At 40.1% G+C, this 23,901-nt stretch carries 9 protein-coding genes; all 9 read right to left on the bottom strand.

The window, feature by feature from the left end:
- Positions 1-57: 57 nt before the first annotated feature.
- Positions 58-504 carry a hypothetical protein gene (locus VB654_RS08000; RefSeq protein ID WP_323213159.1) on the bottom strand — a complete coding sequence of 149 codons (447 nt, stop codon included), beginning with the start codon at positions 502-504 and terminating at the stop codon, positions 58-60.
- A gap of 214 nt (positions 505-718) precedes the next feature.
- Positions 719-970 carry a hypothetical protein gene (locus VB654_RS07995; protein ID WP_323213158.1) on the bottom strand — a complete coding sequence of 84 codons (252 nt, stop codon included), beginning with the start codon at positions 968-970 and terminating at the stop codon, positions 719-721.
- Between the two features lie 15 nt (positions 971-985).
- Positions 986-2,461 carry an aspartate aminotransferase family protein gene (locus tag VB654_RS07990; protein ID WP_323213157.1) on the bottom strand — a complete coding sequence of 492 codons (1,476 nt, stop codon included), beginning with the start codon at positions 2,459-2,461 and terminating at the stop codon, positions 986-988.
- Positions 2,462-2,667: 206 nt separating this feature from the next.
- Positions 2,668-3,546, bottom strand: a complete 879-nt coding sequence (locus VB654_RS07985; RefSeq protein ID WP_323213156.1) for a class I SAM-dependent methyltransferase — start codon at positions 3,544-3,546, stop codon at positions 2,668-2,670.
- 29 nt (positions 3,547-3,575) lie between these two features.
- A complete protein-coding gene (locus tag VB654_RS07980) occupies positions 3,576-6,614 on the bottom strand; it encodes a thioester reductase domain-containing protein (protein ID WP_323213155.1) in 3,039 nt (1,012 codons plus the stop codon).
- Entirely contained in the window at positions 6,614-10,054 is a 3,441-nt protein-coding gene (locus tag VB654_RS07975) for an amino acid adenylation domain-containing protein (RefSeq protein WP_323213153.1), read from the bottom strand. Before VB654_RS07975 ends, VB654_RS07980 begins: the two co-directional genes overlap by 1 nt.
- Entirely contained in the window at positions 10,051-13,278 is a 3,228-nt protein-coding gene (locus VB654_RS07970) for an amino acid adenylation domain-containing protein (RefSeq protein ID WP_323213152.1), read from the bottom strand. Before VB654_RS07970 ends, VB654_RS07975 begins: the two co-directional genes overlap by 4 nt.
- 97 nt (positions 13,279-13,375) lie before the next feature.
- Positions 13,376-21,088 carry a non-ribosomal peptide synthetase gene (locus VB654_RS07965; RefSeq protein WP_323213150.1) on the bottom strand — a complete coding sequence of 2,571 codons (7,713 nt, stop codon included), beginning with the start codon at positions 21,086-21,088 and terminating at the stop codon, positions 13,376-13,378.
- A gap of 98 nt (positions 21,089-21,186) precedes the next feature.
- Positions 21,187-23,901: amino acid adenylation domain-containing protein (locus tag VB654_RS07960; RefSeq protein ID WP_323213149.1), on the bottom strand; the 2,715-nt coding region annotated here is incomplete at its 5' end.

Here is a 23,901-nt window from a genome sequence, read left to right as displayed (position 1 = left end):
TAAAAAATGACCAGTGAAAACCTTGCCAAATTTCCTGTGCTTCAATTTTTAAGTTGTTCATAACTCTAGTTCAAGCTGAAAAACTCGCCCTAATAAATAAATATAAGTTAAAAAACCTTCTCGTTGTAAGTTGATTTGAGTTACATCTAAGTTGATGTTATTTTGATTTAAGCATAAAAATGTTTTAATTGTGGATAATAAACTTTTTACTAAACATATTTCCGGTTCGGTGCTTTGGACATGATTTACTTGAAAGTAAGTATCAAAGTCTTCAATTTCCCAATATTTTAATGTTGTGTTTGTTGATGTTATTTCGGGGGTGAATACATCATATATTTCAAATTCCATGATCAGATTTTCGATGATGGTGATATTTTGTTGAATATTGGGTTGAGTTAGTGCTGTTAATAGTTCTTTCAACACTTTTTGAATTTGAATTTGATTGTTTTGAGTTAAGTTACTTTTGATGGGGAGTTCCCAGGGGGTTAGGAGTTCTAGTTTCATGTTGAGGTTTGGTTTTTAACGCAAAGGGGCGCGGAGGTTTACGCATTCGCCTTTAGGCGTTCCCGGAGGGTAGGTACGCGGAGGTTTTATGAGGAGGTGGGAATATAGCAATCCTATTTGAATTCTTAACGGTATTTTTTTAACGTTCGCGGAGCGTGGCGTTAGCCATACCGCAGAGACGCAGAGGACACAGAGATAGAGAAATAAAAGATGTTCACGTCTCATTTAGGATTGCTATAGTGAATTGTAAGGTTTGTTGACAAAATTCTTGCCATTCGGGGGTGATGTGATCAAATATGATGTTTTGGTCGAGATAAATTCCGGTTGTTACTACATAGTTTTCTTGTAGGTAGAGAATACTATCTTCTGTTAGTTGTTGTTGGAGGTTTGGGTTCTCTTGCCAGTTTTTATATTGACGCAGTTGTTGTAGTCGATAAGCTTTGCAGTATTTTCCGATTTGTGGCATGGTTTTATTCCTCTTTTAGTTGTTGATAAATCCTTGGGTTTGCAATTCTTTAATACTCTCGATAAATGCTTTTTTGATGAGGTTAATATCTTCGTCTGTGTGTGCTGTGGAAAGAAATCCGCCTTTGTCTCCTTGGCGCAGGTGTATTCCTTTTTCTATGAGATGATAGGAAAGTAGATTCATCGCCATTGGGGGAACTGCGCTTTGGGAAGTAGCTACAGCAAAAAATGACCCAAAGCTGGTAAACTTAATGGCTATATTTTGTTGTGCCAAATCAGCGTTTAAATTACTGACAAGCTGCGTAGTTCGTTCATTTAAAGCTTGGTGTAATGCAATACCCGATGTTTTGAGATGTTGTAAGGTGGCATGGGCGGCGGCGAGGGCGAGGGGGTGTTTACAAAATGTCCCAGCAAAGAAGGTTGTGGGGACTTGAGGGGCGGAATCATCACCAAATTGCCATTGTCCACCATCTATGTAATTCATATAACTTGCTTTGCCAGCAATTACCGAAAGTGGTAGCCCACCTCCAACTATTTTACTATATGTAGCAATGTCTGCTTTTACACCAAAATATGCTTGCGCTCCTCCGGAGTGGATGCGAAAACCTGTCACCATTTCATCAAAAATTAGGACTATTCCCAGTTCTTGGGTGATTTGTCGCAAGTGTTGCAGAAATTCGCGGGGTTGGAGTTCGGGAAAACGGCTTTGTACAGGTTCTACTAAAACAGCTGCAATTTCTTGGCGGTGTTTGCGAATTAAGTTTAAGGAATGTTCATTACCGTATTCTAAAATCAGCACGTCATCGGCTGCACTGGGCGGAATTCCTGGGGCGGCGGGTACGGCTTTGGGGTTGAGGTTGGCTGCTAAACCTGCTTGAATTGGCTGTAGTAGTCTACCAAGAAAACTACCGGATTTCGCTGCCATGACGCGACGAGCAGCTTTTTTAGCATACTCTGTCATTGTTGCCCGTACAAGTACAGCATCAAAATGTCCGTGATAGGAATTGGTGAAAATCACTATTTTTGAACGTTTTGTAGCGGCGCGGGCTATACGTACAGCCGTCATCACTGCTTCTGTACCTGTGTTGCTAAAGGTGACGCGTTCTGCACCTGTTAATTCACTGATGAGTTGGGCTACTTCTCCAGCTATTGTATTTTGGACACCAATGTGCATTCCTCGTTGTAGTTGTTCGGTGATGGCTGTTTGGATGAATGGGGGGTTATGTCCAAATAAGTTAGTTCCTAACCCCATAAGAATGTCTATGTATTCGTTGCCATCAATATCCCACAGTCGAGAACCATTAGATTTTTCTACAGCAATAGGGTAGCAAAGTTCTTTGATTTCTGGGGTGAATTTGATGCCAATTGAGGTTTTATCGGCTAATATTTGCCGATGTTTTTGGGCTAGGTTTTTGGAGGTTTGGGTACGTTGAGTATATTTTTGGATGAATGTTTCTAGATACTGTTGTGGGGGGTTTTTCGTTGTTGTCATGGTTTTTTTAAGCTCACGCATCAGCAAAGCGAAGTACGAAGTACGTTAGGGACTTCCAAATAAAAAAATACTCAATCACCTAACTCTCAAAGTCTCATAACTCTGTGTCCTCTGTGTCTCTGTGGTATGCGCTACGCGCACGCTACGCGAACGTTTATTTGGATAATTTATTTCTTATAAGTCCCTTAAACGCAAAGGAAGAAAAGTTAAATATTTATGGGTTTACGGCATAGGAAGTATGCTGAGTGTCTATCGTCTATTGTGGGGTTTCCTTCTAGGGTGAGGATGTGAATGTCGGTGAAGCCTGTTTGTTGTAATGCAGTTTTGATTTCTTCGGGGATATGTCCTCTGACGGGGTATTTTTCAGCCATTTTTTGCCAATTTTTTTCTTTGGCTTGAAATGCAGTTAGGAATTTTATTCGGAGTTTGTATAAAAATCGGTGGTTTAATATTGGGGAAAATAAACGCCATATTGTTCGCAGTAAAGGTGTAGATGATGGTTTGGTTTTTTGTTGGAACATAGTGACTTGAAAGTAGCCTTTACGTTTTTCGGGGTTATAGTTTGGTGTCAGCATCCAAGCGTATTTTTTTTCGATTTCTCCTTCGACAATTTTGCCTCTCCACCAGCGTTGCATTTGTTGATGATGGTTGATATCAAAGAGAAACCAGCCGTTATCTTTGAGGGCTGAATATACTCTTTGAAAGACTTGCTGAAGTTCGGGAATTGTCATGATGTGATTGAGTGCCGCACTTGTAGAAAAAACTGCTTCAAAGGATGGGGGAAGTTCAAAGGAACGCGCATCTGCTAGTATAAATTTGCCGTTGGGTGCATTTTGACGGGCATAATTTAACATTTGCTTGGAGTTGTCTATGCCTGTTATTTGATATCCTTGATTAATTAAAATTTGCACTAGTTGTCCTGTTCCACAGCATAAGTCTAGGATTTGTGCGTTTTGGTTTAGTCGGGGGAGGAGGATTTTTTCTAGGGGTTTTAGTTGGTTTTGGCAATATTCTGGCCCCATTGTTTGGTTATATAGCCATGCCCAGGTATCGTATTCTGTATGGTTTGGTGTGTTTGATATCATGATTTTTAAACGCAGAGGTTCGCGGAGGTTTAAGGGAGTTTTTTAATCCAGTTTTGTTGGATGAGGTGGGAGAGGTAGGTTTGTATTAGGTTTTCGTTGATGGTGGGTGGGGTGATTAGTTGATTGAGGATGTTTTGGGTTTTTTTGTTGTCAATTTGCAATTTAGTATTGGGTTGTGATTCATGGGTGGTTCTTTGTTTCGGTAGTAGGGGAATTAGTGGATATAGGATATGTTCTGGGGAATTTTGGGCTATTTCTAATATTTTGTTTCTCCATTCTTGGTAGGAAATTTTCTCAATTTTAAAGCCGATTTTTTTTAGTTGTTCAAAAACCATCTCTGAGGAGACAGGTTTTGGTTGGATGATATGGAAAATTTGAGGCTGAGATGCTATTTTTGATAGTTCGATAATGGCAGTACAGACGTAATCTACTGGTAAGATGTCTAAGGGCATAGCTGTATCTGGTATACTGCCTAACTGCACGTAGCCTAGAAGCAGTTTATAGAGAAAGTCGTCTTGATTAAATGCTCCGGTTTTACTATCTCCTGAAACTGCTCCTAATCTGTAGATGTTGACTGGTATTCCTCGGTTTATGGCAGTTATGGCTAATTGTTCGGCTGCCCATTTACTCTGAGCATATCCACCAATAGGGATACTATATTTATCTAAGTTATCATCTTCTGTTACCTGTAAGTTAGTATGATTATTGGCTGCAAAAATGCTGGTTGAGGAAATTAAATGTACAGGTTTTAATTTGCTCTGGCTTGCTAGTCTGAAAATTTCCTGTGTACCTAACACGTTGGCGGATTTTAAACGGTTGTAAGGTTCTGTATGATTTACCTTTGCTCCATTATGATAAATTATGTCTATTTGGTTGGCTAAGTTGGCGAATTCTAGTGCAGATAGTCCTAATTTTGGTTTGGCTAAGTCGCCTACTATGGGAATAATTCTTTCTGAGTATGAGTTATCCCAAATTTGGTAGTTTTGTAAGGTTTTGACTATTCTTTGTTTTGCTGTTTCAATATTTTCGGCTCTGATTAAACAATAAATTGAGGCGGTGGTTTTATTTAATAGTTCTTGTAGTAAAAATGCGCCGATAAATCCTGTCGCACCTGTTAATAGTAATAAGGAAGCTGCGGGGGATAAGGAAGATGAGGAAGAAGGAATAATTGTTGAATCGAGGGTTGTTTCTTGTTGCCAATCTATTTCTACTTTTGTTTTTCCAGAGTTTTGCAGAAATTCGATTATTTCGCTTTTGCGTTCCTGTAATTGTGCTTTTAAGGTGGGTTTTAAAACTCCTTTGGGAGCGTTACAGCGTAGTTTGGGTATGCTATCGCTATCTTCTAGCCAAATGCGAATATCTAGATGCTGCAATTCAAAGAGAAATGATTGAATTGAAGATACTCCTTCCCAAACTTCCGGTTGTAAAAGGGTGTGAGTTTTGATATTTCCTATAATTGATGAGGTTTTAGGGTTTGGTTTTAGGAAGATTTCTTCACAACCAAAGAGGCGTTTACTAAGAATTTCTTGGCTATGACAATATGCTATGAGTTGGTTAGATTCGATTATGGCTTTGGATTCTGCGGTATAAATAATTGAGGTGATGAAGGTGAGCCAAGGTTCTTGACCCATTGCATAAATGTATACTTGCTGGGGGTGGAGTTGTTGCACTAAGGCGATCGCCCTGCTACTATCAGAACCATCTAAGCGTCGTGTTTGGGCAATTTTTCGCGGGACTTGATTAGTTAATAATGCCCCATAAGCCCACGTATAAGGCGCACCACCGCATTCCATACCAATGAACAATACATCGATATCGCCAAAAATTTGCTGTAGGTGGCTGTACAGTTGGGGGTCAATATTATTAGAATCGGCGGCACATAGAATTGAACGTCCTTTGAGATTAATTAAATACGCAGCTTTTGCAGCAATATTTAAGTCTCCATGTTCTCCTAAAAATGGTAATCCGGTTATGTAACCTTTGGTAAGATAAATTACTTCTAATTCGTCAATTTCACGGACATTTTTAAACCCAATTTGTTGCAGCATCAATTTTAAAGAAGGGTCAATTAAGGTTCCCTTATTACTTTTAGGAACGACCACAGTTTGAATTTTGTGGCGTAACTGCAACAGTGTTTCTAACATTATATGGTCTTGATGATTGTGGGTGATCAGAACGTAGTCAATCACCGGGGGGAGATGCTGGTATGTGTAACGATTATCTCCAGAATCATCGGGATAACTAATGATGGGGTCACAAAGAATACTAATGGACTCAGTTTGAATTAAAACGCACGCATGACCAAAATAACGAACTCGGACAGCTTCCCCTCTGTAGTCTGGTTCTTGTTTGGGGGGTGTGGTGGTGAAAAAGTCTGCAAATAGAGTTTCTTGCTGGGGTTGAATTTTGAGGGTATCTCGAATATCTTCATAGGGCTGGGGAGTGTGACGCATTTGAAAGAGTTGGTCAAGTGCGCGATCGCTAAATGCCGTTTTTAGATGTATACTCTGCTCATCTGGTAAGCGTGGTGTACTCAAAACAAAAGCCCGTTTATCTCCATCACCCAAGTACAAATTCACCGATTGATTGGCGGGATTATAATATGGACTGCGATAAAGTAACCCTTCAATAAAGCGAATTGACGGATAATTGTTGCTATCTTGCACCAATTCCACATATCCACGTAAGGCTTGAGGAATTTTCCCATACAAAGGCTCTAAGGAATAACCCTGAGTATGTTCAGCTAATATTTTTTCTAAATCTTGAATTGCTTGCGCCAGTTCTAGCAGGTGCGCTTGCTGTTTTTGGGTTGTCTCTAGTAATATCTGTATATCCTCAACTCGACTGGAATCATAGTTAATGAAAGGACCGCCAATCATCGCCGGATTTTTTAAAGCATCTTGATGTACCTGGGGTGCAGCTACAAAAGATTGCATAATTGGTAGATGGGAATGAGCAATATACATTGCGGCTGTAGCGGGAGAAATTAAGTATGACCACCCATACCACTGATTGACAAGTGGTTCAACGATGACATTGGGTTTCAGGTAAATTAATTGGTTCATCATTAAATTTCAAACTCCTCCCGTTCATCGTCTCCGGTTTCAGATGTCACTGTAACTTCCGCCGTTAATTGTCTTTGCAAAATTCGTTCCGCCATACCTGCTACTGTCGGCGCATCAAACAAATCCATTACAGTTAGTTCCACTTGAAACACCTGTAAGGCTTGAGAAATTAATTGGGTAGCAATGAGAGAATGTCCCCCCAATTCAAAAAAGTCATCGTGAATACTGACTTTTTCTAAGTTGAGTATCTGGGTGTAAATATTGGCTAATTGCGCTTCAATTTCTGTCCGAGGGGCAATAAATTCAGATGTTGAGAGTATTTCTTCGGGTGCGGGGAGAGAGTGGATATCTATTTTACCGTTAGGTGTTAGGGGTAAATCCTTCAACAGCACAAATGCACTAGGAACCAAATATTCTGGTAACTTCTCGCGCATGAAGCTGCGGAGAGACTGGGAACTAAGTAAATTTTCTTTTCCCTGTTCCCTGGTTTCTTCATTGGGAACAACGTAAGCAACTAAACGCTTCTGTTCTGGTTGGTCTTCGCGGACAATTACTACCCCAGCACGCACCCCAGAATTTTGACACAATACTGTTTCTACTTCTTGCGGTTCAATGCGAAAACCACGAATTTTTACTTGATTATCAATCCTTCCTAACAGTTTGATGCGACCATCAGGTAAGTAACAAGCAAGGTCGCCGGTTTTATAAAGTCTGAGTTGACTGTTGACTGTTGACTGATAACTGATAACTGATAACTGACTAAATGGGTTTTTAATGAATCTTTCTGCTGTCAAATCTGGACGGTTCAAATAACCTCTTGCTAAACCAATTCCACCAATGTAAAGTTCACCAATTACACCAATAGGAACTGGTTGTAAATAATTATCTAATATATATAGTTGTTTATTGGCACTGGGGCGAATGGTGGGAAGCAAAGGATGACCGTTACCACAAAGTACCATGCTGGCGTTAACTGTTACTTCTGTGGGTCCATAAGCGTTAATAAAGCGTCTTCCTTCTGACCATTTGGCGATTAATTCAGGTGAGGGGGCTTCCCCTCCTACTAATATCATTCGCAAATGTGGTAAATCTGCTGAAGGAAGTAGAGACAGGGCTGAGGGGGTAATAGTTATATGAGTAACTGCATTATTTTGTAGCAGTTGTAGTAAGGTTTCTCCGGGTAGTAAAGATTCTGATTTGGCGAGACAAAGTTTAGCACCACTTCCCAAGGCCATGATGATTTCGGGAATGGAAGCATCAAAGCTGAGTGAGAAAAATTGCAGTACACAATCACCTGGATGAACATCACAAATTTCTATTTTATGTTTTGTGAGGTTTGTTAAGCCAATGTGGGGAATTAAAACGCCTTTGGGTTTACCAGTGGAACCGGAAGTATAGATTAAATAAGCTAAATTTTCTGGTGTAACTTCGCTTTCTGGGTTCTCTGTGCTGCATTGATAAATTATTTCCCAGTCTGTATCTAAATAGATTATTTCATAGTTTGGGGGAGTGGAAAATTTCAGATTTGCTTCTGTGAGCAAAATCGGAACTTGGGAATCAGCCAACATATATCCCAAACGTTCTGGGGGATAATTGGGGTCTAGGGGAAGATATGCGCCACCAGCTTTCAGAATACCAAGTAAAGCGATGATCATTAATGGCGATCGCTCTACACATAATCCCACAATTATCTCTGGTTTCACTCCTTTTTTTTGCAAATAATGGGCAACTTGATTACTTTTTTGATTGAGTTCTCTATAAGTAAGAGACTGATTTTCAAATACAACCGCTACTGCATCCGGTGTCTTTTCTACCTGCGCTGCAAATAAATCCTGAAAAGTTAAATGACTGGGAAATTCTACCTGAGTTTGATTCCAATCAATGAGGATTTTTTGCCTTTCACTTTCTGTAAGTAATGGTAATTCGGAAATCCGTTTTTCTGGGTTGTCAACTATCGCTGTTAGTAGAGTCTGAAAATGTCCTACCATGCAGCTAATTGTCTCTGGTGCAAACAAATCTCGGTTATACTCAAATGCACCCACAAAACCTGCTGATGTCTCGTACATATCCAAACTTAAATCTAGTTTGGCGCTGGCTTCTGTACGATTTAGAGGTGTGAGAGTTAACCCCGGTAATGCTAATTTTTCTGTGGGAGCATTTTCTAAGCGGAATTTTACCTGAAATAGAGGATTAAAGCTTAAATCTCTTTCTGGTTGCAGAACTTCTACTAATTTCTCAAAAGGTATATCCTGATGATCGTAAGCTTGCCAAGTGGTATTTTTTAACTGTTGCAATAAATCCTGAAAACTAGGATTATCTGTGAGATTTGTTCTTAAAACTAATGTGTTGACAAAAAAGCCAATTAAACCTTCGATTTCCCGACGATGGCGATTAGCTACGGGAGTACCAACGAGTATATCTGTTTGTCCGGTGTAGCGATGCAGAAGGATTTTATAAGCTGTGAGGAGGGTAAGAAAGGGGGTGACACCTGCACTTTTTGCTATTTTGATAATGTCTTGACTCAACTGAGGAGAGAGAGAAAAAGACTCAATTGCACCCCGAAATGTTTGTACTCGTCCACGGGGGTAGTCGGTGGGTAATTGTAATACTGGCAGAATACCGCCTAACTGTTGTCGCCAATAGTCTAGTTGCGTGTCTAAAACTTCTCCTTGTAACCATTGTCTCTGCCAAACTGCAAAATCAACATACTGAATTGCTAACTCTGGTAAGGGGGATGGTTGATTGGTACTAAAGGCATTATAAAGGGTTGCTAATTCCTTAATTAATATTTCCATTGACCAACCATCAGAGATGATGTGGTGCATGGTAAATAACACTACGTTTTCATCTTTAGCCAAACGGAGAATTTTCACCCGCAATAGTACATCTGTGGCTAAATCAAAGGGTGTCTGTGCTGCTTTTAAGGCGAGTTGGCGGACTTCTTCATCTTGTTCTAGGGGATTAAATGCTTGTAAATCGACGACAATTAGGGGAAGAGTGACATTGGGCTGAATTTGTAAAATAGGATTGCCATTTACGGTTTTGAATTGTGTCCGTAATACTTCATGACGCTGGATAATTTCATTAAGCGATCGCTCTAATACCCTAACATCTAAATTCCCCTTTAATCGCACTGCCGTGGGTAAATTATATGTAGCATTCCCCAGTTGCAATTGTTCTAAAAACCACAATCTTTGTTGAGCAAAAGAAAGGGGCAGATTTTCATGGCGTTCTGCTGGTAAAATTGCTTGTGAATAATTGATTGCAGAAGACTTAGCTTGACGTAAAAAATTGATAATTTCAGGTTTGCGCGATCGCAATTCTACACCAAGTTCATCCGTCAGCACATCTTCAGGAATACTACACCGCAAATTAGCATCTTCTATCCACAGTTTCACATCTAGGCTGTAAAGGTGTGCCAGAAATTTTTCTATGGTCTTCATAGCGAAATCTCCTTACGCCCTGGTTGATCAGATGGGGTAGTTTGCATTTGTTGAATAGTTTGTTGTAGAATTTGAATTCGTTCTGCAAGTCCAGCAACTGTTGGTTTTTCAAACACACTATGTAAAGGTAAATCCAATTGAAAAGCCTCCCTCAATCGTGATGTTACCCGAATTGCCAAGAGGGAATTTCCCCCCAATTCCAAAAAGTTTTCATCTACTCCCATGCGTTCGATTCGCAACACATCCGCCAAAATATTAGCAACCAGCGTTTCTGTAGAATTACGCGGTGCAAGATATGCTTGATTAGCATGGCGTACAGTCTCAGGTTGAGGTAAAGCTTGACGATTGATTTTACCGTTAGGCAATAAAGGTAACGCTGACAACACTAAAAATATTGACGGCAGCATATAATCTGGTAATTGAGATAACAGAAATTTCTGTAATTCTTGAGTGAAAGATTCTGACTCGGTGCTAGTTGAACCAGGCACAATATAAGCAACTAAACGCTGATTTTCAGAGGATTTGGAGTCCAAAATCACAACTGTTTGTTGAATATCAGGATGTTGATTTAGTACCGCTTCAATTTCACCTAACTCAATTCTCAATCCCCGAATTTTTACCTGATTATCCAATCGCCCCAAGTATTCCAAATTACCATCAGGTAAATAACGGCCAAGGTCGCCTGTTTTATAGAGAGTGTTAAGTGTTGACTTTGGAGTAACTAAGTCTTTAATTTTGAATTGATTAATAAACCTTTCCGCCGTTAAATCTGGACGATTCCAATAACCCCGTGCAACTCCCACACCACCAATGTAAATTTCACCAGGGACACCTAACGGGACTGGTTGTAAATCTTCATTCAGCAGATAAATTTGGGTATTAGCAATAGGACGACCGATAGGTACTGTATGTAAATCATTTGTGGGTTGACATTGCCAATAAGTTACATCAATTGCAGCTTCTGTGGGTCCATATAAATTGTATAATTCTGCATTTAAACTGCGGAAAAAGCGATTTTGAATCTCGATTGATAAGGCTTCACCGCTACAAATTACCCGCTTGACACTGCGACAACTTGCAGTTAAATTTGGTTCTTCTAAAAATACTCCCAACATTGCCGGCACAAAGTGTAATGTGGTGATTTGCTGCTGTTCAATAATCTCTAATAAATAATTAGTATCTTGGTGTCCTTCTGGTTTAGCCATTACTAGACAACCACCGTTAAGTAATGTCCAGAAAAATTCCCACACCGAAACATCAAAACTAAAGGGGGTTTTTTGTAAAACTGGTTCTCCTATCTCTAAATTATACTGTTGCTGCATCCAATACAACCGATTACTCACACCTCTATGAGTATTAATCACTCCCTTGGGTGTACCAGTAGAACCAGAGGTATATATGATGTAAATTGCATTGTCAGGATTAACTAAGGTGGTGGGGTTATTTTCAGATGTCTGGGATATTTCCTGCCAATCTGTATCCAAACAAAGAATTTTACCAGAATAATGAGGTAATTTATCTAATAAAGATGATTGTGTTAATAATACTGAAATATTAGTTTCATCAATGATATATGTTAACCTAGAAACAGGATAAGCAGGATCTAGAGGAACATAACAACCTCCAGCTTTCAGAATACCTAATATCCCAATCACCATTTCTAAGGAACGTTCAATATAAATTCCCACTGGGATTTCCGGTTGCACTCCCAAAGTTTGTAAATAGTGGGCTAATTGATTGGCGCGTTGATTTAATTCTTTATAAGTAAGTTGTTTATCCTCAAATACCACAGCAATATTATCTGGTGTGCATTCTACCTGGGCGACAAATTGCTGATGTATAGATTCTAGGGGATAATATGCTTCTGTTTGATTCCATTGCTGAATGCTTTCGTATTCCTGCTGAGTTAATAAAGGTAAGTTCCCTACAGTTTGCACTGGTTGAATCATGCCTAATAACAGAATACAGAAATGCTCTAATAATTGAGTAATAGTATGATCTGTAAATCTGCTGCGGTCATATTTCACCTTCAATGATAATTGATTTCCCACAGAAACCAACACCGTTAAAGGGAAACTTGTCCACTCCAAAGATTGAATATCAACAATACGTAATTCTTGATTTTCTGGAATTGCCGATGTATCAACGAGATAATTTTCAAATACTAAAATACTATCAAATAGTGAAATTCCCTGTGAAAGTTCACTCCATTCTTGAATTTCCAAGAGAGACGTGTATTCATAGTCTAAAGCTTCTGCTTGTTGTGCTTGTAACTTTTGCAACCATGCAACTAAGTTCTCTGTTGCTGAGACTTGCACTCGCACCGGCAAGGTATTGATAAATAACCCTACCATTGATTCTACACCGGGGAGGGCTGTGGGTCGTCCTGATGAAGTTGCACCAAATACTACATCTGTGGTGTGGCAATAACGACTTAATAATATAGCAAAAGCAGCCTGTAAAAGAGTATTGAGGGTTAATTGTTGCTGTTTTGCCCACTGTTGTAAAGAAGTGGTTTGAGTAGGGGTGAGGTTGCGATGTTGTTCTTGGGGTGTGAAGTTATTGCTTTCACTTCTTGACAAAGAGAGGGGATAAGCAGGTGTGGTGAATCCTTGAAGTTGCTTTTGCCAAAATTGTTTAGCAGCGATTTTATCCTGTTTCTGTAACCAGGAAATGTAGTCACTGTAGGGACGAGAATTAGGATAATAAAATGGGGAATTATAATAATTTTGCCAAACTTGTTTAATTACTAATGCTGATGACCAACCATCAAGAATTAAATGATGCTGTGTCCAAATGAGAATATATTTAATATCTGATAGCTGAATCAGAGTAAAACGCATTAAGGGCGGTTGTTTGAGGTCAAATCCTAAAGTGCGATCGCCCTGTAAATATTCCTGTAATTTTACCTTAATTTCTGCCTCTAATATTCCTTGCCAATCAATAAAATTCCAAGGAATTTCTACCTGTTTAAATACAACTTGGAAAGGTTTATCTCGCTGTTCCCAATAAAAGGCTGTGCGTAAAGCTGCATGATTTTTCACAACTTGATTCCATGCAGTTTGTAAATTATTTATATCTAGTTTTCCGTCCAGATACAAGCAAACTTGTGGTACATACACGCCTACTTGTGGTGTTAACAAGGTATGAAATAGCATTCCTTGCTGCATGGGAGATAGGGGATAGATATTTTCTATATTTTGGCGTTTATCCACGGGGTGCATGATTTTTAGTTTTGATGTTGTGATGCAAATATTTATTTAGTTTCACGCAAAGGAAAAAAGGTTATTTTGCGTACCTTTGCGTTTAAAAAAACTCCTCTCATAACTCTCCCAACAATTTATCAAGTTCATCTTGGGTAAAATCCATCTCTGGGAAATCAGAAGGAGTAAACCCGCTAATATTCGGGGTGACACAATGTTGAATTAGTGCAAGTAGTATCTGTTGATAGTTGTCTGCTAAGGTGGTGATGGTTTGACGGTGATGTATTTTTTGACTGTAAGTCCAATCACATCGCAGTTTTCCTCCGGTGACTATACTATTAATTTCAATTAAAGTGTTGCGATTTCCTTTGGGACTCCGGCTATGTCCGATAAGTTCACGCGCTGGGGTGAATAGGGAATTATCTGAGAAGATTTGGTCAGATTGTCCTAGATAGTTAAATCTGATTTGTGGTAAAGGTCTTGATTTCAGGGTAGCTTGAATTGTTGGGGATGCTAGATAACGTAGCAATCCATAGCTAATACCACGGTCTGGAATTTGCCGCAGTTGTTCTTTGATTGTTTTGAGGTAAACCCCTAAGTCGGAAGAGGGAGTTATACTTAATAATACCGGAAATAGGTTTGTAAACCAACCCATTGTCCGAGATAAATTCATGTTTGGAAACAAATCTTCTCTGCCATGTCCTTCCAGTTCTACTAACAGACGACTTTCACCTGTCCAATTTTGAAAGGTTAGTGCAAGTGCTGTTAATAAAATGTCGTTGATTTGGGTGTGGTAGGCGTTGTTAACGTTTTGAAGTAAGGCTTTAGTGTCTGGCACTGTGAAAAATGTAGAATAAGTTTCTACCTCTGCCATTGTGTTAGAACCTGGGGCATAATCTCCGGGTAAAGGTGGTATTTGCTGCCAAAGGGGAGATGTCCAGTAGTTAAATGCTGGTTGTAAATCGCCTGTCCAGGTGTAATCTTGAAGTTTGATTGCCCACTGTTGGTAAGATGTGGTTTTTGGTGGTAGTTGTATTTCTTGTTTTTGGCTAAGTTGCTGATATGCTAGTTGCAAATCTTCAAGAAATATTCGCCAAGAGATGCCATCGATGATTAAGTGATGGAAGATGAGGAGTAAACGATTATTTTGGTTTTTACCAAGGTTGAAATAGGCGATACGCAGCAATGGCGGTGTTTCTAGGTCAAAGCCGGCTTGTAAATCATTGGCAACATTGGTTATGGTTTCTGATACTTTTTCTGGGGTGAGAATTGCTAACTCTGAGATATCAATATGATAAAACCCCACCCCTAGCCCGTCCCCGCAAGCGAGGAGAGGGACTGGATTTGCTGCTGCAAATTGTCGCCAACCATCGGGGGTGTTTGTAAAGCAGGAACGCAAGCTATCATGATGTGCTAATAGGTGATTTAATGCCTGTTGTAACCATTCAGGATGAAGAGATTGCTTTACTTCTAACAGAATTGCTTGATTCCAATGATGTGCATCTACGAGATTTTGTTCAAAGAACCAATGCTGAATGGGAGTTAAAGGAATTTCTCCTGTAACTGGTGCTTGGTCACTCGGTAATATAATCTTGGTGTCTACAATGGCTGCTAGTTCTGCCACTGTTTGATATTGGAACATTTGCCGGGGACGCAATGCCAAGTTTTGCTGATTTGCTATGGCTACTACTTGAATTGCGAGAATGGAATCACCACCCAAGCTAAAGAAATTATCGTGAATACTAAGAGATGCAATCCCTAATACCTGACTCCAGATGTTAACTAATTGTTGTTCTATGGGTGTCCGGGGTGCGGTTGCTGTGGTAGTGACTGGTGATAAATCAGGTATGGGCAAAGCTTGACGGTCTATTTTACCATTAGCGGTTAAAGGTAAAGTTTCTAGGATAACGAAGGCAGTTGGTAACATATAAGCAGGTAGTTTTTCTGCCAAAAATTGCTTTAATTCTGCTGTTTCAATGTGAGATTTAGGAACAACATAAGCAACTAAACGGCTATGTTCTGGGTTATCGTTACGAACTATTGCTAAAGCTTGGGCTACCTGTGGATGTTGGTTGAGTACGGCTTCGATTTCTCCTAACTCAATGCGAAAACCGCGCAGTTTGACTTGATGATCTAAACGACCTAGATATTCAATATTACCATCGGGAAGATAACGCGCGCGATCGCCTGTTTTATAAAGTTGATTATTCCCCATTCCCCAATTAATAAATTTTTCTGCGGTCAATTCTGGACGCTTCCAGTAACCTCTTGCTAACCCAGCACCACTGAGGTAAATTTCACCGGGTACGCCAATGGGAACGGTTTGCAGGTTTTGATCTAGGATATAAACTTGAGTGTTGGCGATGGGTTTACCAATTGTGGGGGCTTGTTGGCTATGTGGAGGAACAAGGGTAAAAGTAGAATAGGTAGTATCTTCGGAAGGGCCGTAAAGATTATATACTCGCTGAATTGTCGATTGTTGATAAAGTGCGTCTACCAGCGATTTTGGTAAAGGTTCGCCGGCTAAATTTACTGTCTGCACTGATGCAGAAATACCATTTAAACGTAGCAATTCTCTGGCGGCTGAGGGGACCGTATTTACTAAAGTAACTTGGGCTGCGGCTGGTAATTCTGGTAATTGTAGGGCATGATCAGCCAGGATAACACAACCGCCCCAACTCAGAGGAACAAAGATTTCAAATACTGAAAGGTCAAAACAAATGGAAGTGGAAGCTAAAACACCTGTTAATTCTGCTGCTGAGTAAATCTCTCGCGCCCAATACATGAGTGTAACTGGACTTTGGTGGGTGATGGCGACTCCTTTGGGAATGCCTGTTGTACCAGAAGTGTAGATAATGTAGGCGAGGTTGGATGGGGATTGGGGACTGGGGACTGGGGATTGGGGATTGGGGATTGGGGAGTCTAGGCAAACTGTGGGAATTTCTAGTTGGGGTAATTTGGTTAATTGCTGTTGCTGGGTGAGTAACACCTGCATTTGAGCATCTTGAATAATTAATGCTAATCTGGCTGGGGGATAGTTGGGGTCGAGGGGAACGTAAGCACCACCAGCTTTGAGAATACCCAATAAGCCGATAATCATATCTAGGGAACGGTCAACGCAAATTCCCACAGGCGTTTCAGGCTGTACACCTAAACTTTGCAAATGACAGGCTAATTGATTGGCTTTGGTGTTTAATTCTTGGTATGTTAGCTGTTTTTCACCCCAAACAACGGCTATACTTGCAGGTGTTTTTGTAACCTGTGCCTCAAATAACTCATGTAAACATTGGGGCTGAGAATACTGGCGTTGAGTTGCGTTCCATTGTGCTAGTTGCTGTTTTTCGGCAATAGTCAATAAAGGTAGTTCGCTAATAGGTTGCTGTGGATTTGCCACTACAGCCTCTAGTAATGTTTCTAGATGTCCCGCTAAACGTTCAATTGTTGTGGCTGCGAATATATCGGTATTATATTCCAACTTACAACGTAACCCCTGGACAGTTTCCCTCACTACCCAAGTTAGGTCAAATTTAGCTGTACCACTATCAGCATCAATCACTTGCCATTGCACTCCCGGCATATCTAACTCTGGCAAAGGTAAATTTTGCAACACTAACATAACTTGAAAAATTGGCGTATAACTAAGCGATCGCACTGGTTGCAGAACTTCTACCAATTGTTCAAAAGGTAAGTCCTGATGGGCGTAAGCACCCAAAGCCGTTGCCCGTACCCGTGCCAACAAAGTCATAAAACTAGGATTTTCACTTAAGTCAGTACGTAAAGCTAGAGTGTTCGCAAAACAACCGATTAACCCTTCAGTTTCAGCTCGATTACGATTAGCGATCGCACTACCAACTACAATATCATCACTACCACTGTAACGATACAACAGCACATTCCAAACAGCCAGCAAACTCATAAACAAAGTGCTATGAGAAACCCGACTCAAACCTTTCAACCCCTGAGTCAATTCCGCCGAAATATCAAACCCATAGACAGACCCCCGAAAAGACTGTACAGCCGGACGCGGATAATCAGTAGGCAATTCCAACATCACAGGCGCAGACTCCAACTGTCCCCGCCAATACTGCAAATGTTCCTCTAAAACCCTCCCTTGCAACCACTCCCTCTGCCAAAAAGCAAAATCCACATATTGAATCCTCTCCACCTCTCTGCGTCTGTGCGCCTCTGCGTGAAACACATCCCGAACCAACAACCCCACAGACCAAGCATCAGCAATAATATGATGCAAAGTCAACAACAACACCTGATTTCCCTCCCCCAATCTTACCAACCGCACCCGCCACAAACAACCATCAGCCAAATCAAAAGGCTGCTGCGCCTGACTTTGCGCCAACTCCTGCACCTGCTGTTGCTGTTCAAATTCCGGTAATCCTTGCAAATCAATCACTGGAATCTGGACATCACAAACATCAGCAATCCTTAAAACAGGCTGTCCATCCAAACTGGAGAAACTCGCCCGTAACATTTCCTGTTGTCGGACTACTTCCGCAAAACTGGCTTGCAAAATACCCAAGTCAATATCGCCCTGAATTTGTACAGCCAGAGGAATATTATAGGCAATGCTGTTTGGTTCCAACTGCGCCAAAATCCAAAAACGTTGCTGGGCAAAGGATAGAGGTAAATTATTAGTACGAGGAATAGGCAAGATAGGGCTAGTTTCCCTGTGACTTTGGGCAATTACCCCCGCTAAATCTGCAATCCTGGGACTTTCAAACAGATGACGCAAAGGCAATTCTACACCAAATACCTGCCGCACTTGCGAAATTAATCGCGTAGCTAGGAGGGAATGACCACCCAAATCAAAGAAATTATCCTCAATACCCACCGATTCGACACCCAGCACTGTAGCCCAAATACTCGCTAAAACTTCCTCTGTTGGGGTGAGAAAACCTTCGTTTTCGTTTTTAAAGGATTTCGGGTCGGGAGTAGGTAAGGCTTTACGGTCGATTTTACCATTAGGTGTGAGGGGTAAGGCTGCCAATGTGACAAATATCCCAGGAATCATATATCTGGGTAGTTTGTTGGCTAGGAATGGTTGTAAATCATTGACTTCCGCATCCTGAGAGTTGAGGATTATGTAGGCTACTAAGCGGGGTTCTTCTTCTCTAACTGTGACTACTGCTTGGGTTACTGCGGGATGTTCTGTTAATACTGCTTCTATTTCTCCCAATTCAATGCGAAATCCTCTGATTTTAACTTGATTATCTAGTCTACCTAAGTATTCTAGTTTACCATCTGGGAGATATCGGACGCGATCGCCTGTTTTGTATAGGGTGTATTCACGCAGAGGCGCAGAGGCACAGAGAGGAGGAGTTTTAAGAAGAAATCTTTCTGCTGTTAAGTCTGGGCGTTGCCAATATCCTCTGGCTACTCCTGCACCACTAATATATAATTCTCCTGGTACTCCTATGGGGAGGGGTTGTAAATGTTGGTCGAGGACGTAAAATTGGGTATTGGCGATGGGATGACCGATGGTGACTGGTTGATCTATACTGAGTTTTTGGGCGGCTGACCAAATGGTTGTTTCTGTTGGTCCGTATAGGTTCCAGACTTCTTGGGTGCAGGATAATAGTTGTTGGGCTAGGGTGTTATCTAATGCTTCTCCACCACAGAGGATTTTTAAGTCTTGTTTACCTTCCCAACCACTGGTTAAGAGTAATCTCCAGGTGGCGGGTGTGGCTTGCATGACGGTGATTTGATGTTTGGCGATCGCTTGTGCTAATCTCTCTCCATCCAGGGTAACATCCCTTTTTACTAGGACTAAACACGCACCTACTGTTAATGGTAGGAAAATCTCTAAGGCTGCAATATCAAAGGCTAGAGTGGTGACAGCTAAAAGGTTATCTGCTGCTGTTAGTCCTGGTGCTTTGGACATTGCGGTTAAGAAGTTGCTTAAACTTCTGTGCAAAATTTGCACGCCTTTGGGTGTTCCGGTTGAACCGGAGGTATAAATTAGGTAGGCGAGTTGGTGATTGGTGATTGGTGATTGGGAATGATTGTTAATTTCATGCTTGATGTTGTCTACACAGACAATTTTTGCTGAGTGTTTTGGTAGGTTATTTAATAAGGATGTTTGAGTTATTAAGATTGATATTTTTGAGTCGTTAATTATGAATTTTAAACGCTCTTGGGGATAACTGGGATCGAGGGGAACGTAAGCACCGCCCGCTTTGTGTACTGCTAATAACGAAATTACCATTTCTAGGGAGCGATCGCAATAAATTCCTACTCTTGTTTCTGCTTGTACTCCCAAGTTTTGCAAATAATCGGCTAGTTGACTGGCTTTTTGTTCGAGTTGTTGATAAGTTAGGGACTCATCGCCAAAAATAACGGCGATTTTATCTGGGGTTTTAGTTACTTGTTGACTGAATAATTCATAAGCTGTTAATTCAGGAATATCTGTAAATGTATCGTTCCACTGTGTGAGTAAGTTTTGCTCTTTTGGTGTTAATAATGATAATTCAACAATGGATTTTTCTGGATTAGCAACAATCCTTGATAATATTGTCTGAAAATGTTCACTAAACCTTTCAATAGTTGTTGGTTGAAACAATTCTGTACTGTATTCCCAAGTTCCCCTTAATCCCCTTGGTGTTTCGTACATATCTAAGCTGATATCAAACCGAGATGTGAAATGTTCTGTTTCCACCGGTTCGATTATTAAATCAGGTAAGTTTATAGTTTGGCTGGGTGTGTTATGGAGAACAAACATGACTTGAAATAGAGGATTTTGATTTAAATTTCTCTCTGGTTGTAGTTGTTCTACCAAATCCTCAAAAGGTAAATCTTGATGAGATAACGCACCTAAAACTGTTTCTTTGACTTGGTTAAGAAGTTCAACAAAACTGGGTTTACCAGATAAATTGCTGCGAAATATGAGATTATTAACAAATAACCCAATCAAGTTGACAATTTCTGAGCGATCGCGGCTAGTAACTGTAGAACCAACTAATATATCTTCTTGTCCACTGTAGCGATATAATAGTATATTAAATGCTGTTAACAGCGTCATAAAAACTGTAGAATTATGCTGTTGGCTTAGTCGTTGCAATTGTTCAGATAATTCTGGTGATAAAGTAAAAAATAGCCTTGCACCCTGAAAATTTTTTATAGCCTTTCGGGGATAATCTGTTGGTAAAGATAATTCATGGGGATAATTTTGCAGTTGTTCCCGCCAATATGATAATTGATTCTGCCTAGCTTCACTTTGTAACCATTTTTGTTGCCAAGTTGCAAAATCAGCAAATTGAATTGGTAATTCTGTTAGGGTTTGACCTTGATAAATTGATATTAATTCCCTGACTAAAACACGAAATGACCAATAATCTGTAATAATGTGGTGCATCACCAAAATCAACACAAATTCAATATCACTTAATTGCAGTAATACAACACGCAATAAAGGCGATTCTGTAAGTTTAAACGGTTGTTCTGTAAGTAACTTAGCTTGCTGTCTAACTTGTGCTGCTTGATTTGGCTGTGATAATTTCCGCAAATCAATTAAAGGTAGATTAATTTTGACATTTGCAGCAATATTCTGTACAGGTTCATCATTAACTACAGTAAAACTGGTACGGAGAATTTCATGACGTAACACAATTGACTGTAAACTCTGTTCTAGGCGAGTGATATTGAGATTACCCGTCAACCGCAAAGCCGCAGGTATATTATAAACAGATAATCCTGGTTGTAATTTATCGAGAAACCATAACCTTTTTTGAGCAAAAGAAAGCGGAAAATGTTGTTTAGCTGCTTTTTGTAGTAGTAGTTTCGCCAATAGTTCGCGTTTTTGGGATGAGGAAATATTCATAAGTTAATCAAGCAAGATAAGATTTTTATGTTTCGCGCAGAGGCGGGGAGAATGAGAGTTTGGGAGATTAAGTTTTTAATTTTCATCCTCATGTCAAACTATCTCTCCTCTTTCCTCTCTGCGTGCAGTAAATCATCCTCTTCTAACTGTATTTTTTGAAGTAATATCTCTACTTCTTCATCTGAAAGTTCATCTAAATTTGCTAGTAATTTTTGAGGATTAATACGTTCAATAGGCTCAATTGTAATTTCTTGTCTTGTTTTCCACTGATGTTTGAGTAATTCAGCTTGTGCAGTTAAGGTAGGCTTGAGGAAAAATTCCCGAATGGGTAAATCAATTTGGAGATTTTGCCGCATCTGAGTAATTATCTGAGTTGCTGATAATGAATTACCTCCCAATTCAAAGAAATTATTGTGAATACTTGAAACTTCTACATTTAAAATAGTTTCCCACAGTTGAGCTAGTGCTATTTCTAATTCTGTAGAGGGAGGTATAATAGGCTGTTTAGACTGAGTAAATTGATATTCTGGCTGAGGTAAAGCACGGCGGTCAATTTTGCCATTTGCTGTTAATGGTAGCGCTTCTAGGGGAATATAGAGACTGGGAATCATATATTCTGGCAATCTTTGTTGGAGAAATTGCCTTAATTTTTGGGTAACTAATTCGGTTTTCGTGATTTTATTGGACGAAGTTTCTGGTGATAGCCAAATATTTTTCCAACTGGGATCGATAGTACCACCAACAAAACCATGTAGGAATATTTGCTGTTCATTTAAAGCGAAATATTCCCGGATAGCATCAAATTCTAAATCACCAATGGGACACAAACCCAAATTCTGATTTGGGGCATTTTCCATTAATAGCTGACCAATATAACCCGCTTCCAGTAAACAAAAGTCTCTAGATTTATCCGCGTATATTGGTGCAATAGCTGCTAAATTAGCAATTAAAAATATAGAAAATGCTGCTGCTGTAAAAATCTCTTGATTGATGCCATAGATACTACTATCAATATTTGTAGTATCACTTAAATAAATAAGTTGATGTTGTTGGGGATGGTAGTAGTAAAAACCAGCAGCTAAATTTTCAACTTGATGGGGTTTGATATAAATATATGTTTGGACTGGATATAAACTACCAGCAGAAGCATAGCGATATTTTGGCAGGGGAGAATTTTCTAATTGCTGCATTTGCAAACATTCCAAAAGTTCACCCAAAGCATTTAGATGTACAGTTTCTGCTAAAAACTGGCGGTAACTTTGTCGCTGCAAATTGACTTGAGAAGTTTTACCACCAGGTAAAGCTACAGAATGCACCCCAGGATCAAATTTTCTGATTCCCTTTTGTTGTAGTTTAAAATCAAGTTGAGAGGAAGAATTAAGTATGTTTTGGCTGACAATTACCTCTGGTTGTAACACCAAATAAGCAACTAACTGTTGTTGAGAGAGTGTATTTCCCGCAGTTGTCACAACAGCTTGGTTTATAGCTGGATGTTGTTGTAAAGCTGCTTCAATTTCCCCTAACTCAATCCGATAGCCATTAACTTTAACTTGAAAATCTTCTCTTCCTAAAAATTCTATTGTTCCATCAGGTAAGTAGCGTCCTAAATCACCAGTTTTATAGAAAGTGCTGAGTGAGGGATGGTTTAATTTTGAATTGATTTGTTCCCAATTAATAAACTTTTCCGCCGTCAATTCTGGATTTTGCCAATAACCTTTAGCAACTCCTAAACCAGTGATGTAAATTTCGCCTATAGCCCAAGTGGGAGAGGGTTCGAGGGAATGATTAAGGACGTAAACCGGTTGATTACTGAGGGAATAACCATAAGGTATGCTTTTCCAATGAGGATCAATTTTATCTATGGGGTAGAAAATTGACCAAATAGATGCTTCTGTTGCACCACCTAAACTAATAATTTGCGGATGATTGAATTGGCTACGAATGCGTTCAGGTAATGTTAAAGGAATCCAATCACCACTGAGTAAAGTTAGGCGGAGTGTCTGATTTTGGCTGGAGGAGGAGTCGAGTAAAAGCTGCATCAGGGCGGGAACTGAGTTCCAAATTGTTACCTGATATTGGTTAATTAGCTGCATCCAGTGGGTGGGATCGTTACCGCATTCTGGAATAACAATTGTTCCCCCAGCCGCTAAAATTCCAAAAATGTCATATACCGATAAATCAAAACTCAGGGATGATAGCGCCAAAATTCGGTCTTTTGCTGTCACGCCAAAGCGTTGATTAATATCTAATATTGTGTTGACTGCCCCTTGATGATCAATCATTACACCTTTGGGCGTTCCTGTTGAGCCGGATGTGTAAATTACATAAGCTAAATCTGTGGGTTGTTGTTGGGGTGTGGGTATGGTTGCTTGGTTTGCGGTATCAAGAGTATCAACACATATCCGAGTCAGATGATCAGCCCATTCTAAAGTTTTATCTAGCCAAGATTGGGTGAGTATAATTTGTGCTTGGGTTTCTTGCAATAATTGCAAACGACGCTGTGCTGGTAATTGTGGATCTATGGGGACGTAGGCTGCGCCAGAGGTGAAAATTGCTAAAGCTGCAACCACTTGTTCCCAACCCTTATCCATGACAATTGCGATTAATTGATTGGGAATGACATTTAAGTATTGTAAATGCTGGGCGAGATCACAGACGCGATCGCTCACTTGTTGATAAGTGAAAGTTTGTTCTGTGGTAAAAATTGCCGGCTGGTTTGGTTGTTTTACTACCTGCTGAAAAAATAGGGTATGAAGGCAAAGGGAAGGAGGCAGGGGGCAGGGGGAAGGAGGCAGGGGGCAGGGGGCAGGGGG

Origin of the sequence: Nodularia sp. UHCC 0506 (assembly GCF_034931045.1) — a bacterium.
Classification (GTDB): domain Bacteria; phylum Cyanobacteriota; class Cyanobacteriia; order Cyanobacteriales; family Nostocaceae; genus Nodularia.
The sequence above is the reverse complement of the archived record's forward strand: the minus strand, read 5'-3'. Positions and strand labels throughout refer to the sequence as shown.